The sequence below is a fragment of the Pseudomonas nicosulfuronedens genome (genome assembly GCF_005877905.1).
Taxonomy (GTDB): Bacteria; Pseudomonadota; Gammaproteobacteria; order Pseudomonadales; family Pseudomonadaceae; genus Pseudomonas; species Pseudomonas nicosulfuronedens.
In genome coordinates this window covers 40,204-54,615 of sequence record NZ_SWDV01000010.1, presented here as the reverse complement: position 1 = coordinate 54,615, position 14,412 = coordinate 40,204, and the positions used below count along the sequence as shown (strand labels likewise).

Genomic DNA, 14,412 nt, shown 5'->3' with positions numbered 1-14,412 from the left:
GTTTAGTAATGGAATGATGGGGCTTGTTGTTGTCGGCTGGTTCAGTTGTTATTCAATAGTCATCACGGTTTCTGAAAATAAATTGCCCGGCAACATGAGGCGTGCCGGGCAATATAGTGGTTTCCAGAAAAGCAACTACAGCAAAAGACTTCGAATCTCCCCCAGTACTTCACCCAGCCTTTTGGTAAAGCGAGCCGCCGCCGCGCCGTTGATTACGCGATGGTCGTAGGACAGTGACAGCGGCAGCATCAACCTCGGCTGGAACGCCTTGCCATCCCACACTGGCTGAATCGCTGCCTTGCTCACGCCCAGGATGGCCACCTCCGGTGCGTTGACGATGGGGGTGAAGCCGGTGCCGCCGATATGCCCCAGGCTGGAGATGGTGAAACAGGCGCCCTGCATGGCGTCGGCGCTGAGCTTCTTGGCGCGGGCTTTCTCCGCCAACTCAGCGGCTTCGGCGGCAAGTTGCAGCAGGCCTTTCTTGTCCACGTCGCGGATCACCGGTACCAGCAGACCGTCCGGTGTATCCACGGCGAAGCCGATGTGCACGTATTGCTTGCGGATCAGCGCCTTGCCACTGGAGGCCAGTGAGCTGTTGAAGTCGGGCAGTTCGCGCAGCAGGTGGGCACAGGCCTTGAGCAGAATCGGCAGGATGGTCAGCTTGGTCCCGGCTTTCTCCGCCACCGCCTTCTGCGCCACGCGGAAGGCTTCCACCTCGGTGATGTCGGCGGACTCGAACTGGGTCACGTGAGGCACGTTCAGCCAGCTGCGATGCAGGTTGGCAGCGCCGACTTGCATAAGGCGGGTCATCGCCACTTCTTCCACTTGGCCGAACTTGCTGAAGTCGACTTCCGGAATCGGCGGAATGCCCGTGCCTCCGCTGGCGCCTGTTGCCGCGCTGGACTTGCCGCGTTGCAACTGCTCCTTCACGAACAGCTGCACGTCCTCCTTGAGGATGCGGCCCTTGGGCCCGGTGCCGGTGACCTGCGCCAGGTCGACGCCGAACTCGCGGGCAACCATGCGCACGGCGGGCCCGGCGTGCACCCGGGTGCCGTCGCGGCTGGGCGCGCCCACGGGCGTGGCTTCCGAGCCCCTGGCAGGTTCGGCTTGCGCCACCGGGGCGGCTGCGGGTTTCTCGGCCGTGGCCTGCGGCGCAGCAGCACCACCGACGACCTCCAGCTCGAGGATGTCATCGCCTTCCTTGAGCGTGTCGCCGATCTTCACCTTGATGGCCTTCACCACGCCGGCCTTGGGCGCGGGAATCTCCATGCTGGCCTTGTCGGACTCGAGCGTCAGCAGGCTCTGGTCGGCTTCGATGCGGTCGCCCACCTTGACCATCAGCTCGATGATCTCACCCTGGCCGTTGCCAATGTCCGGCACCTTGATGGTTTCCACTCCGCCACTGCTTGGCGGTGCAGGTTGTGGCGCAGGCGCAGCGACCGGTGCGGGTTCTGCTGCGGCGGTCTTGGCAGGCGACTCGGCCTTTGCCTCAGTCTTGGTTTGCTCGGCGCCGCCTTCGGCCTCCAGTTCGAGGATGTCATCACCCTCCTTGAGGGTGTCGCCGACCTTCACCTTGATAGCCTTCACCACGCCGGCCCTGGGCGCAGGTATTTCCATGCTGGCCTTGTCGGACTCCAGCGTCAGCAGGCTCTGCTCGGCTTCGATGCGGTCGCCGACCTGCACCATCAGTTCGATGACTTCTCCCTGGCCGTTGCCGATGTCGGGTACGCGAATGGTTTCGCTCACGGTGCCTCTCCTCAGCAGTCCAGCGGGTTGGGTTTTTCCGGGTCGAGGCCGAACCGGGCGATGGCCTCGGCCACCACTTTCGGCTCGATGTCACCGCGATCGGCCAAAGCCTCCAGCGCGGCGAGCACCACCCACTGATGGTCCACCTCGAAGAAGTGGCGCAGTTTGGCGCGGGTATCGCTGCGGCCGAATCCATCGGTGCCCAGTACCTTGTATTCCTTGGTCGGCACCCACTGGCGAATCTGCTCGGCATAGACCTTCATGTAGTCGGTCGAGGCGATCACCGGCCCTTTGCGGCCGGACAGGCATTCCTCGACGTAACTTTGCCGGGGTTTCTGCCCCGGATGCAGGCGGTTCCAGCGCTCCACCGCCAGGCCGTCGCGGCGCAGTTCGTTGAAGCTGGGCACCGACCAGACGTCGGCGCCGATACCGAAGTCCTCGCGCAGGATCTTCGCCGCGGCCTCGACTTCGCGCAGGATGGTGCCCGAGCCGAGCAGCTGTACGTGGTGCGAGGCAGCGCGGCGGTCCTCGAAGAGCAGGTACATGCCCTTGATGATGCCGGCTTCGACACCCTGGGGCAGAGCAGGGTGCGGGTAGTTCTCGTTCATCACGGTGATGTAGTAGAAGACGTCCTGCTGCTCCTGCATCATCTGCCGGACACCCTCCTGGATGATCACCGCCAGCTCATAAGAGTAGGTGGGGTCGTAGGTGCGGCAATTGGGGATGACCGAGGCCAGCACATGGCTCTGGCCGTCCTCGTGTTGCAGGCCTTCGCCGTTGAGGGTGGTGCGCCCGGCGGTGCCGCCGAGCAGGAAGCCGCGGGTCAGGCTGTCGCCGGCCGCCCAGGCGAGGTCGCCGATGCGCTGGAAGCCGAACATCGAATAAAAGATGTAGAACGGCAGCATCGGCTGGCGGTAGTTGCTGTAGGCGGTACCGGCGGCGATGAAGGAGGACATCGCGCCCGCCTCGGTGATGCCTTCCTCGAGGATCTGGCCCTTCTTGTCCTCGCGATAGAACATCAGCTGTTCCTTGTCGACCGGCTCGTACAGCTGGCCCACCGAGGAGTAGATGCCGAGCTGGCGGAACATCCCCTCCATGCCGAAGGTGCGGGCCTCGTCGGGAATGATCGGCACGATGCGCTGGCCCAGTTCCTTGTCCTTCACCAGTTGCGAGATGATCCGCACGAAGGCCATGGTGGTGGAAATCTCGCGGTCTCCCGAGCCGTCCAGCAAGGCCTTCAGCGTCTCCAGCGGCGGAGCGGGAATGGCCTGGCTGTTGCCGTGGCGATGGGGCATGAAGCCGCCCAGGGAGGTGCGCCGCTCTTTCAGGTAGCGTGCCTCGGCGCTGCCTTCGTCAGGGCGGTAGAAGGGCAGTTTGGGCAGGTCCGCGTCCTTGATCGGGATGTCGAAGCGATCGCGGAAGGCGCGCAGGCTTTCGACGTCGATCTCGTGGATGTTGTGGGCGATGTTCTTCGCCTCGCCGGTGCCGGTGCCGTAGCCCTTGATGGTCTTGGCCAGCACCACGCTGGGCTGGCCCTTGTGGTTCACCGCTTCGTGGTAGGCGGCATAGACCTTGTACGGGTCATGCCCGCCTCGGTTGAGCTTCCAGATTTCTTCGTCGGAGAGGTCCTTGACCATCTCCAGCAACTCCGGTCGCGCGCCGAAGAAGTGCTCGCGGACGAAGGCGCCGTCCTTGGCCTTGTAGTTCTGGTAGTCGCCGTCCACCGCTTCGTCCATGCGCGCCTGCAGCAGGCCGGCGTGGTCCTTGGCGAACAGCGGGTCCCAGAAGCGCCCCCAGATCACCTTGATGACGTTCCAGTTGGCGCCGCGGAACACGCCTTCCAGCTCCTGGATGATCTTGCCGTTGCCGCGCACCGGACCGTCCAGGCGCTGCAGGTTGCAGTTGACCACGAAGATCAGGTTGTCGAGCTTCTCGCGCCCGGCCAGGGAGATGGCGCCGAGGGATTCGGGCTCATCGGTCTCGCCATCGCCGAGGAAGCACCAGACCTTCTGCTTGCCGGCGGGGATGAACCCACGGCTTTCCAGGTACTTCATGAAGCGCGCCTGGTAGATCGCCTGGATCGGCCCCAGGCCCATGGACACCGTGGGGAACTGCCAGAAGTGCGGCATCAGCCGTGGATGCGGGTAGGAGGAGATGCCCTTGCCATCCACCTCCTGGCGGAAGTTCTCCAGCTGCTGATCCGTGAGCAGCCCCTCGATGTAGGCGCGGGCGTAGATGCCGGGCGAGGCGTGGCCCTGGAAGTAGATCAGGTCCCCGGCGTGTTCCTCGGTGGGGCCGTTGAAGAAGTAGTTGAAGCCGATGTCATAGAGGGTTGCCGAGGAGGCGAAGGTGGAGATGTGCCCGCCCAGCGACGGGTCCTTGTGATTGGCGCGCATCACCATGGCCAGCGCATTCCAGCGCACCAGTGAGCGGATGCGTCGCTCCATGAACAGATCGCCCGGCATGCGGGCCTCGTGGCCTACCGGAATAGTGTTGCGGTAGGGCGTGGTGATGGCGTAGGGCAGCTGCGTGCCGGTACGACTGGCCAGCTCGCCGAGGCGAGTCATCAGGTAGTGGGCGCGCTCTTCGCCTTCTTTCTCCAGTACGGATTCCAGCGCGTCCAGCCATTCCTGGGTTTCGACGGGGTCGATATCGTGCATGGTCAGGGGTCCTGGTTACGGGGTCGGCTCTACGCAATGCCGGCTCCGGGCCAGGGGTTTCATGGAGTTGGCGCAGTGGGCGGCGACCCTCGTGAGGCCGCCGCGCTGCCGCCGGCACGCGCGTGTGGCTATAGAGCTTAGACAGCTCTGGCGCCGGTGCCCGTCGGGATATCGAGTCAGGACGTCGCAGTCGCCTCAGCGCACCGCATCACGCCGCAGGTCGTCACCACGGTTCCACTGTGCGGCCACCAGGCGGTCGCGCCCGGCCTGCTTGGCCTGGTAGAGCAGGCGGTCCACCGCCGCGACGAAGTCCAGCGGACGGTCGCTGGAGGAGGGCACGGCAGTGCCGACGCCCAGGCTGATGGTCAGCAACGACGAGACATTGGACTTTTCGTGGCTGATCTGTTGCTCGCGCAGCACGCTGCGGCAACGCTCGGCGATCTGCCGCGCGGCCTCGCTGTCGGTCTCCGGTAGCACCAGCACGAACTCCTCGCCACCGAAGCGGGCGATGAAGTCCCGCGGTCGGTGCAGCGCGCCGGCCAGCGCCTTGCCGACGGTGCGCAGGCAGTCGTCGCCCTGGATGTGCCCGTAGTGATCGTTGAATTGCTTGAAGTAGTCGATATCCAGCAGCACCAGGGACAACGGTTGGCCGCTGCGCTGGGCGCTGCCCCACTCGGTGTCCAGCACCGAGTCGAACATGCGCCGGTTGGCCACGCCGGTCAGGCCGTCCTTGTACGAGTACTCCTCCAGCTGGCGCTGCAGCATGATCAGCTGCTCTTCGGCGCGCTTGCGTTCGCTGATGTCGAACATGAAGCCGACCAGCGAGTCCACTTCGCCGTTCTCGTCACGCATCACGTGCACCACATCGCGGATCCACACGTAGTCACCGGAGGAGGTGAGGGCGCGGTAGTCCGCCTCGTGGTCGGTGCCCTCGCGCGACTGCGACACGCAGAAGTTCACCACGCGGTCGCGATCTTCCGGGTGCATGCGTTCGGCCCAGTCGTTGGCGCTGACCCAGCTGGCCTGGCTCCAGCCTAGAAGGTCTTCGATCTGCGGGCCGATGTAGGCGAAGGTCATGGATCGCCAGTCGATTTTCCACGGGATGGCGCGGGTGGATTCGAGGAGGGTCTGGTAGACGGGATTTTCCGGGGAGGCGTCGTACGGCATGGCGGCGGCTCTCTGATGGCACTGTGCCTTGTTCTACCACAGTGCGATGACCGAAAGCGGGCCAATCGCGCCAGTTAGCACCTCGAAGGCTGCGGGGCGACAGACGGTCGTTTCTGACGGATACGGTTTCTTCAGCAATTCATAACGGGTTCTTCACGAATGCGGCGATAGGGTTTGCCTGCCCGCCATCTGACAACCCGCAGTGCGATGGTCACCCCAGGGATGGGTCGGGCTTTCCCTTCTACCAGCAGTACGGCCGAGCCCATGCCCACCCCAAAGTTCTTCCGTTCCCTGTCTCGCGGCTGGCTGTCGTTGCTGGCGATCCTCCCTCTCATAGCCTTGCTCAGTGGCTTCCTGCCGCTGGACTTCTCTCGTCCCGCACCGCTGGTCGGTGATGCCAAGCGCCAGGCCGAGCTGCGTGAGCACTGGCAGAACGGCGACCTGATCGTGTTGGTGCGCCATGCCGAACGGTGTGACCGTTCCAGCGCCCCCTGCCTGGGCAACGTCGACGGCATCACCGTGCGTGGCGGACTGAGTGCCCACGCCATCGGGCAGGACTTCGCCGCCCTCGGCCTGGCCAATGCCGACATCCTCAGCAGTGAGCAGGTGCGTGCGGTACAGACCGCCACTTCGATGTTCGGGCAGGCGCCGCAAGAGCAGGAGTGGCTGTACAACTGTGAAGGATCGATGTTGCGCCAGGCGCTGCAACACAAGATCGCGCACCGCAACCTGATCCTGGTGACCCACAGCGAATGCATCGAGGACCTGGAGCACTCGGTGAGCGTGGACGACCCGGCGACCCCGGACTACGCCTCGACGCTGTTCGTGCTCAGCGAAACGGACAAGAGCCCGCGCCTGCTCGGCTACATCGATGCCGACCAGTGGCCGCTGAACGTCAGCGGGCGCTGATCTGGCTGGGCGTTGCGCCCAGGCGGTAGCGCTGCAGCTCCTCCGGCGTCAGCACACGCATGCGCTGCGGGTCGATGCTCTGCATGGTGTCGGCCAGTTCCAGCGGAATGTCCATGTCGCGGAAATAGGTGCGGGCGTTGTAGCTGCCCGCCGCCTGGGACGAATCGCCGGCGGGGTAGTAGGGGCGATGCAGGCCCACGTAGCCACGCACCGTACGGTGCTTGCCGGCAGCCAGCAGATAGACGCAGGAACCCTGGCAGACGCTGTTGGTCGGCACCAGCGTCTCGAAGCCGGACTCGCGCAGCAGACGACCCATCTTGATCGATTCGGCGGCGCTACCGCCGATGCTGTCCAGCAAGGCCACCTTGCGGGCGAACTTCCCCGGGTTGGCCAGCAGCCCCTTGAACAGGCGCTCGTAGTCGCCCGGAGCGATCTCCTCGCTGATCCGCACCGCCAGCACTTCGCCGACCTTGGAGTGCTGCACAGGCTTCACCTCGACCTGAGCAAGGGCCAGGCCGGAACTCATTGCCGTGGTGAACAGCGCGGTGGTGCAGAGCAGGGCAGCGCGAAGCATGGGGGAACGAATCCTGGAAGGGTGTTGTAGGAAGGCGCTGAAGATACCTTGATACGCGCCGTCCGTCAGCCCATCAACCAGCCTTCAGGCAGGTGCGCAGCAAGCGGCGAGCCGACTTGTTGACCCGGCGGCGCTCCAGCTCTTCGGGAGCGAACCAGCGGCAGTCGGCGATCTCGTTCAGCGGGGTGGGCTGTTGCGTCGGGTCGATCGGCGTCTCGAACACGTAGTGCAGCGTCTGGTATAGCTCCAGCGGCGCCACGTAGTTCATCTGCTCGATGGCCAGCCCGGTTTCCTCGATCAGCTCGCGGGTGGCCGCCTGGCCGGGGCGTTCGTCGGCCTCGATGCGGCCGCCGGGGAGGTTCCACTTCGACTTGGATTTGCGCACGAAGAGAATCTTGTCGTCGAGGCGGCAGATGACCGTTGCACGCTCTTTCAGGTTCTTAGCCATACCGGCTGCTCCTCGACATTCTTCCAACAGTTTTCAGCGTAGACATTAATCAAAGATTCCCAACCAGATGAACTGGTTACGGCGTTTTTGTCGACAAATGGTAAGGAATGGTCGCTGGAAAGGTATGTCAGAGCTTTCTGAAGAAAAGCTCGCCATATTCCCGAGCAGTATTTCCTTCAGGGTGGACCGGCGTCCGGGATTGAAGTGCGAACTTTCTCTCGGGCTTGCGGGACGCTTACTCAGGACATATCGCTCTTCTCAAATTCCTCACCGAGGAAATCAAGCAAGGTGCGTACCGACGGCAACAGCCCGCGCCGCGAAGGGAACACCGCGTGGACCACGCCGGTACGCGGCGCCCAGTCCGGCAGAAGGTTCACCAATCGGCCTTCGTTCAGATCCTCGCACACCACCACGGCCGGTATGTGCACGGCACCGGCGCCCGCCAGCGCGGCCTGGCGCAGCGCAACCAGGTCGTCGGTGACCATTCGCGGCCGGTAGCGCACCTGCGCGCTGGCCCCTTCGGGGCCGTCCAGTTGCCAGTGGTACTCCCGCTGTACCGCGCCCCAGTGCAGCGTCGGCAGGGCAGCCACATCGACGGGCGTCGGCCTGGCCGGCAGGCGCTCGCGCAGTGCCGGGGCGCCCACCACCCGCTGGCGGCTTTCGCCCAGCACTTTCATCACCAGGTCACTGCTTTCCAGCGGCGGGAAGCGCACCCGCAAGGCAATGTCGATGCCCTCCTGGATCAGGTCCACCTGCCGGTTGGTGCTCTGTACATGCAGCTCCACCAGTGGGTACTGCACCATGAAGCGCGCCAGCATCGGGCCGACCCAGAAGTTCAGCAGCGCCGTGGGACAGCTCAGGTTCACCACCCCGCGCGGTTCGGAACGGTGCTGTTCGACGGCCTCGGTGGCAGCCGCCGCTTCCACCAGCATCGCCAGGCAATGTCGGTAGAACACCTGGCCAATCTCGGTCACCGAGAAATGCCGCGTCGAACGCTGGATCAGCCGCACGCCCAGGCGTTCCTCCAGCGCGGCGATACGCCGGCTCAGCTTCGACTTGGGCTCGTCCAGGGCGCGGCCGGCAGGGGTGAATCCGCCGTGCTCCACCACTTGGGCGAAGTAGTAGAGGTCGTTGAGATCGTCCATTTCAGTGTTCCTGTGATGGAACACTGATAGTAGTTTTTGCCGTCTACTGGGGCAATTGTCCTGTCCGTATCGTGGCCTCCATGCACAACAGGAGGCACCCCATGAAACAGATTCTTGGCATCTACAGCGCCGCCCGCCCGCACTGGGTCGGCGACGGCTTCCCGGTTCGCACGCTGTTTTCCTACGACAGCCTCGGCGAGCACCTCAGTCCCTTCCTGCTGCTCGACCATGCCGGCCCTCACGCTTTCGGCCCCAGCGCGGTGCGCCGTGGCGTCGGCCAGCACCCACACCGAGGGTTCGAGACCGTGACCCTGGTCTACGAAGGTGAACTGGAACACCGCGACTCCAGCGGCGGTGGCGGCCGCATCGGCCCCGGCGACGTGCAGTGGATGACGGCGGGCGACGGCATCCTCCACGAGGAATATCACTCGCCGGACTTCACCCGCAGCGGCGGCAACCTGCACATGGTCCAGCTCTGGGTGAATTTACCGGCCCGCCACAAGCGCACCGCCCCGGCCTACCAGACGCTGCTGGCCAGCGACATCCCGCGCATGGACCTGGCTGATGGCGCCGGCAGCCTGCGGGTGATCGCGGGCGACTACGCCGGCCATGCGGGCCCGGCCCACACCTTCAGCCCGCTGGATGTCTGGGACCTGCGTCTGCAGCCCGGCTACCCGTTGGAACTGGCCGTCAAGGCCGGGCGCAACACGGCCGTGGTGGTGTTGCGCGGCAGCGTCCGCTTGGGCGGCGGCGAAGCGCTGCACGAAGGCCAGTTGGCGCTGCTTGACCGGCGCGGTGAGTACCTGCAACTGGAGGCCGAGAGCGATGCCCTGGTCCTGCTGCTCAGCGGCGAGCCGCTGGATGAGCCCATCGTCGGCTACGGCCCCTTCGTGATGAACAGCGAAAGCGAGATTCAGCAGGCTATTGCCGATGTCCAGAGCGGGCGTTTCGGACAGATGACCCGCTGATGTCATACCCCGGACTCAGGCGTCGCCTAGTCTGGATGAGCGCCCGCGCAGGATGCGCGGGCTTTATGGGCCGGATGCCCTTTGTGGAGACCCCGAAATGAGCCACTTCAACCAGATTGCCAACTTCAATGGCCAGCGCCCGGTGATCGACTCCGACGACACCGCCATGCTGCTCATCGATCACCAGAGCGGCCTGTTCCAGACGGTCAAGGACATGCCCATGACCGAGCTGCGCAACAACGCCATCACCCTGGCCCGCATCGCGACGCTGGCGAAGATTCCGGTGATCACCACCGCCTCGGTTCCGCAGGGCCCCAACGGCCCGCTGATCCCCGAGATCCATGAAGCCGCGCCCCATGCGCAGTACGTGGCACGCAAGGGCGAGATCAACGCCTGGGACAACCCCGAGTTCGTCGCCGCGGTGGCGGCCACCGGCAGGAAAACCCTGGTCATTGCCGGCACCATCACCAGCGTTTGCATGGCCTTCCCGGCAATCGCCGCCGTCAACGCCGGCTACAAGGTATTTGCCGTGATCGATGCCTCCGGCACCTATTCCAAGGCGGCGCAGGAAATCACCCTGTCCCGTGTCGTCCAGGCTGGTGTGGTGCCCATGGACACCGCCGCGGTGGCCTCGGAAATCCAGCGTACCTGGAACCGCCCGGATGCCGCGCAGTGGGCCGAGGCCTACAGCCTGATCTTCCCGCATTACCGCCTGCTGATCGAAAGCTACACCAAGGCCCAGCAGGTCGTGACCGAACACGAAGTGCTGGACTCCCAGCGCTGATTCAACCCTTGCCCGGCTCCGACCGGGTATCCACCGCAAAGAGGAAACGCCATGAGCAAGCCCTACGTCCGTCTCGACAAGACCCAGGCCGCCGTATTGCTGGTCGATCACCAGGCCGGTCTGCTTTCGCTGGTGCGAGACATCGAACCGGACAAGTTCAAGAACAACGTCCTCGCCCTGGCCGACCTGGCCAAGTACTTCAAGCTGCCGACCATCCTCACCACCAGCTTCGAGAGTGGCCCCAACGGCCCGCTGGTGCCCGAGCTGAAGGACCTGTTCCCTGACGCGCCCTACATCGCCCGCCCCGGCAACATCAACGCCTGGGACAACGAGGACTTCGTGAAAGCGGTGAAGGCCACCGGCAAGAAGCAGCTGATCATCGCCGGCGTTGTGACCGAGGTCTGCGTGGCCTTCCCGGCGTTGTCGGCGCTGGAAGAGGGATTCGACGTCTTCGTCGTCGCCGACGCCTCCGGCACCTTCAACGAAGTCACCCGTGACGCCGCCTGGCGCCGCATGGAAGCCGCCGGCGCGCAGATGATGACCTGGTTCGGCGTGGCCTGTGAGCTGCACCGCGACTGGCGCAACGATATCGAGGGCCTGGCTGCGCTGTTCTCCAACCACATCCCTGATTACCGCAACCTGATCACTGCCTACAGCACGCTGACTTCCAAGAAGTAAGTGGGTGCTCGCCGGGCCGGCGCTTCGGGGCCGGCCCGGTGGCGGTATTCAGCGCTCCATCGGCCCCGCCTGGTAGTCGGGGCGTTCCAGGGCCAGCTCGTAGAGCTGGCGGGCTTCGCTGACCAGCGGGGCCAAGGCGGAGGCGAAGCGGGCGGTGGCGCGGATGAGGCCACAGTCGCTGTCGTCTTCCATCAACTGCAGCAGGTCTTCGACCGCCGTGATGCGGCGCAGGGCGGCTTCGCGCAGGTGTTCGACCGGGGCGAGGGCGTTGATGAAGAGGACTTCTTCGCCGAACTGGCCGGTCAAGGCAACGGGGAGAAATTCACGCATGGGGCACCTCCGGGGGGAGGGCTGGGGTCTGGCGTGATGAGAGGTGGTGCACGAGGAAGAAAGGGGGATAGTGCATTAATGTCGCTCCTCAATGGATAGGGAGCCGCCAGTCAACCGTCCTACGGGTATGGAGGCGGCCCGTGTGGAGGTAGGAACCCGGGTCTGAGGAGCGAGAACCGGCTGGCCGAAGCCACACCACACGGACCGCCATAGAGCTCCGCATACAAGGGGCGGATTGCTCCCTTATTTGCAGCCACAGCGACACCGTATCTCGCTCGTTTTCCGGGGTCCTACACCCGACCGCGATGACGCTGCGGCGAACCAGAGGCTAGAGATGGCGCTTGTAGGCCCGCAAGGCTAATGGTTCGTGGGACTTTTCGGTTGATGACCACGATCCCGAGGCAGGACATTGCCGACAGAATGAATCGGCTCTCATTCCTTTCCCTAATACCCAGGACTGCAGCCGGTGAGTAGCAGGGCAGAGAACTGCTGTAGGGATATTCCTTTAATGCCGTGAGTGAACGACTGCCTCCCCTTCGCTTCGGTGAATGCCGCTGTATCTTTCCTGCCTTTTTCGAAGGGGCCGATGGCCTGGAAGAAACGAGGTGAGGCGTGGCGGGGACAGAGTTCCAGTGGATTGCGGTGGTAATAGGCATGTTGACGGGCCTGGGAGTCACCCGATTGCTGACCAGTGTGGTGGCGACCCTTAGATCGAGGGCGGTGGCTGCCATCGACTGGCTGCCAATGCTCTGGGCGGCTTCGATATTCCTGGCGCAGCTCGACTACTGGTGGGTTGTGCACGATCTCAAAAGCTTGGTGCCGCAATGGACCTATCCGCAGTTCCTGAAACTGCTGGTCTCGCCACTGCTGCTGTTCTTTGCTGCTGCGCTGATCCTGCCCCTCGGTGAGCTGAAACCGGGTGAGTCTCATCACGAGATATTCAATTCGCATGGGCACTGGGCTCTGATGGCCTTGGGCGCCTACCAGTTGCAGACGATCTGGGAGGAGGTCGATTACTGGCAGGTTTCACTTTTGAGCCGGACGAACCTGGTTCTCCTGGCGTTTGCTGTCGCGCCGATCCTCGCGTTCTTTGGCTCCCGTCGGTACAACTGGGTCATTGCAGGCACATTTCTGGCAGGCAGCGTGTACTTCATCTTCGTGAACGTGAACACTCTGGATTGACTGCAAACCGATCCGGCTCAATGCGCGCCGAAACGGCGCCGTTGCGGGTCTTCAGAACACCGAGAAGTTGTAGCTCGCGATCAACCGCACCTCATCCACGTCGCGCGCTGACTGTTCGTAGTTGGTGCGGTAGGTGGCATTGCGCAGGCGCAGGTTCAGGTCCTTGAAGGTGCCGGCCTGGACCACGTACTTGAACTCCACGTCGCGTTCCCATTCCTTGCCTTCGTCGCCGTTGGCCAGGGCGATGTGGTCGCCGTTGACGTAGCGGGTCATGAAGCTGAGGCCCGGCACCCCGACGCTGCGCAGGTCGAAGTCGTAGCGCAGTTGCCAGGAGCGCTCCTGGGCGTTGGCGAAGTCGTTTACCTGCACGTAGTTGGCGAGGTAGGGATTGCTGCCGTCGAGGTAGGGCATGGAGGTGTCGCCATTCATGCGCTGCCAGCCGGCGCTGAACACGTGGCCACCCTGGGCGTAGGACAACAACAGGCTCAAGGCGCGGTTGTCGATCTCGCCGGCACGGGCCGAACCGGCGTCGTCGCTGTCGAACCAGCGCAGGTCGGCAGTGACCTTGCCGGCGCCGACCGCCTGCTTGCCGACAATGCCGACGTAGCGCTGCCGGTAGACATTCTCCAGTCCGCCCTGGGCGTATTGCAGCAGGAGCTGATCATTGACCTGGTAGTCGGCCTGGTAGGAGTCGAAGCGGTTGCCAGTGGTGTCGCAGGCGTAGCGCTTGTTCTTGCAGTTCAGGCGCACGTCCTGGGCGTCGGTGGAGTCGCGGGCGGTGTAGCGCTCCAGGCGCGTGGCAGTGAGCTTGAGATGGGCGATTTCCTCGCTGGTCAGCTGCGCGCCATGGAACATGTTCGGCAGCAGGCGGCCGTCGTTGTACTTGAGCAGCGGCATGTCCGGCAGCATCGCGCCGTACTTGAACTGGGTATGGGAGACGCGCAGCTTGCCGGTGACGCCGGCCTTGGCGTACTGGTCTTCGGAGTGGCGCGGGTCGTGACCGCTGGAGGGCAGCAGGCCGCTGTTGCTGTCGGCGGGGCTGGAGTCGAGCTTCACGCCGAGCATGGCCAGGGCGTCGACGCCGATACCGACGGTGCCTTCGGTGTAGCCCGACTGCAGATTGAGGATGAAGCCCTGGGCGGTTTCCTCACGCTTGGATGCACCCTGCGGGTTGGACGAGCTGCCGTCGCGGAAGTCGCGGTTGAAGTAGAAGGTGCGCGATTCCAGGCGCGCGCTGCTGTCCTCCAGGAAGTCGGCGCTGGCCGGGGCGGCGATGCCACCGAGCAAGGCGAGGGCGCCCAGGCGGGTGAGCGGGCTGGAGGAGAGGGGCGAGGGCATGCGGTGACTCCGGGGGCACTAAAAAAGCGCGCGAAGGTGTCACAGATGGGCGGCGGGGTCTTTGCGACCATGGTCTAGATCGCGGGTTTCCCTGCTGCGGCGAGTGAGACCGGCCGGTTGTCGGCGCGGGGGGAACCCCGGGTGATCGCTGCGCGTAAACTGCCTTGTCACTACCAGAGACGCAGGAGGAGATCATGAAACGTCATGTCCCCCCGAGCGAGCATCCCGTGACCGCCAGCGAACGCTGGCTGTTCGCGTCGGGCCAGGCGCCCGGCGATGGCTCGCATCACGTAGACCCCGACCTGGGGTTCGATCCGGATTCGCCGGACCTGTCCGATCCGCAGGTCGACCCACCGCACCCGGCCCATGCTCCCGAGGAAGGGCCGGACCCAGGCCGCCAGCGGCGCGTGCCGGATGATCGTTATCCGCCGTATTCGGGGCAGTCTCAGGGCGGCTGAAGTGACCGCTTGCGGCAGATGGTGA

14 protein-coding genes are annotated in these 14,412 nt (G+C 64.4%); 6 read left to right on the top strand and 8 right to left on the bottom strand.

What is annotated here, in order from left to right:
- Window positions 1–135: 135 nt before the first annotated feature.
- The 3 genes from aceF to FAS41_RS09640 all read right to left on the bottom strand — a co-directional run bounded on the left by aceF (window position 136) and on the right by FAS41_RS09640 (window position 5,573).
- Window positions 136–1,746: a dihydrolipoyllysine-residue acetyltransferase gene (gene aceF, locus FAS41_RS09650; RefSeq protein ID WP_138521629.1), complete on the bottom strand. Its 1,611-nt coding sequence runs from the start codon at window positions 1,744–1,746 to the stop codon at window positions 136–138.
- Window positions 1,747–1,757: 11 nt separating this feature from the next.
- On the bottom strand, window positions 1,758–4,406 hold the full coding sequence (aceE, locus tag FAS41_RS09645; protein ID WP_138521627.1) for a pyruvate dehydrogenase (acetyl-transferring), homodimeric type: 2,649 nt from the start codon (window positions 4,404–4,406) through the stop codon (window positions 1,758–1,760).
- 195 nt (window positions 4,407–4,601) lie between these two features.
- Window positions 4,602–5,573: a sensor domain-containing diguanylate cyclase gene (locus tag FAS41_RS09640; RefSeq protein ID WP_138521625.1), complete on the bottom strand. Its 972-nt coding sequence runs from the start codon at window positions 5,571–5,573 to the stop codon at window positions 4,602–4,604.
- A 264-nt stretch (window positions 5,574–5,837) separates the two neighbouring features.
- Between FAS41_RS09640 and pmrG the strand changes: the two genes are divergently transcribed.
- Window positions 5,838–6,482 (top strand): lipopolysaccharide core heptose(II)-phosphate phosphatase PmrG, encoded by a 645-nt coding sequence (gene pmrG, locus FAS41_RS09635; protein WP_246084853.1) that lies wholly within the window; start codon window positions 5,838–5,840, stop codon window positions 6,480–6,482.
- On the opposite strand, the gene FAS41_RS09630 is transcribed toward pmrG, so the two are convergent.
- From FAS41_RS09630 to FAS41_RS09620, 3 genes are all read right to left on the bottom strand, one after another.
- Window positions 6,469–7,056 carry a COG3904 family protein gene (locus tag FAS41_RS09630; RefSeq protein ID WP_138521621.1) on the bottom strand — a complete coding sequence of 196 codons (588 nt, stop codon included), beginning with the start codon at window positions 7,054–7,056 and terminating at the stop codon, window positions 6,469–6,471. The two genes, pmrG and FAS41_RS09630, sit on opposite strands and share 14 nt — an antisense overlap.
- Before the next feature lie 73 nt (window positions 7,057–7,129).
- Entirely contained in the window at window positions 7,130–7,504 is a 375-nt protein-coding gene (locus FAS41_RS09625) for an NUDIX hydrolase (protein WP_138521619.1), read from the bottom strand.
- Window positions 7,505–7,743: 239 nt separating this feature from the next.
- The gene (locus tag FAS41_RS09620; protein ID WP_138521617.1) at window positions 7,744–8,649 is read right to left on the bottom strand and encodes a LysR family transcriptional regulator; all 906 of its coding nucleotides are present in this window, start codon (window positions 8,647–8,649) and stop codon (window positions 7,744–7,746) included.
- 101 nt (window positions 8,650–8,750) lie between these two features.
- On the opposite strand from FAS41_RS09620, the gene FAS41_RS09615 reads away from it, so the two are divergent.
- The 3 genes from FAS41_RS09615 to ycaC all read left to right on the top strand — a co-directional run bounded on the left by FAS41_RS09615 (window position 8,751) and on the right by ycaC (window position 11,079).
- The gene (locus tag FAS41_RS09615; RefSeq protein ID WP_138521615.1) at window positions 8,751–9,617 is read left to right on the top strand and encodes a pirin family protein; all 867 of its coding nucleotides are present in this window, start codon (window positions 8,751–8,753) and stop codon (window positions 9,615–9,617) included.
- 97 nt (window positions 9,618–9,714) lie between these two features.
- Window positions 9,715–10,401 carry a hydrolase gene (locus FAS41_RS09610; RefSeq protein ID WP_138521613.1) on the top strand — a complete coding sequence of 229 codons (687 nt, stop codon included), beginning with the start codon at window positions 9,715–9,717 and terminating at the stop codon, window positions 10,399–10,401.
- A 51-nt stretch (window positions 10,402–10,452) separates the two neighbouring features.
- A complete protein-coding gene (gene ycaC / locus FAS41_RS09605) occupies window positions 10,453–11,079 on the top strand; it encodes an isochorismate family cysteine hydrolase YcaC (RefSeq protein WP_138521611.1) in 627 nt (208 codons plus the stop codon).
- A 48-nt stretch (window positions 11,080–11,127) separates the two neighbouring features.
- On the opposite strand, the gene FAS41_RS09600 is transcribed toward ycaC, so the two are convergent.
- A complete protein-coding gene (locus FAS41_RS09600; RefSeq protein WP_138521609.1) occupies window positions 11,128–11,409 on the bottom strand; it encodes a hypothetical protein in 282 nt (93 codons plus the stop codon).
- A gap of 654 nt (window positions 11,410–12,063) precedes the next feature.
- Here FAS41_RS09600 and FAS41_RS09595 point away from each other — a divergent pair.
- Window positions 12,064–12,591 carry a hypothetical protein gene (locus tag FAS41_RS09595; protein WP_138521607.1) on the top strand — a complete coding sequence of 176 codons (528 nt, stop codon included), beginning with the start codon at window positions 12,064–12,066 and terminating at the stop codon, window positions 12,589–12,591.
- 51 nt (window positions 12,592–12,642) lie between these two features.
- Here FAS41_RS09595 and FAS41_RS09590 read toward each other — a convergent pair whose 3' ends face one another.
- A complete protein-coding gene (locus tag FAS41_RS09590; RefSeq protein WP_138521605.1) occupies window positions 12,643–13,929 on the bottom strand; it encodes an OprD family porin in 1,287 nt (428 codons plus the stop codon).
- Window positions 13,930–14,123: 194 nt separating this feature from the next.
- Here FAS41_RS09590 and FAS41_RS09585 point away from each other — a divergent pair, with 194 nt between their 5' ends.
- The gene (locus tag FAS41_RS09585; protein ID WP_138521603.1) at window positions 14,124–14,387 is read left to right on the top strand and encodes a DUF6021 family protein; all 264 of its coding nucleotides are present in this window, start codon (window positions 14,124–14,126) and stop codon (window positions 14,385–14,387) included.
- Window positions 14,388–14,412 lie beyond the last annotated feature (25 nt).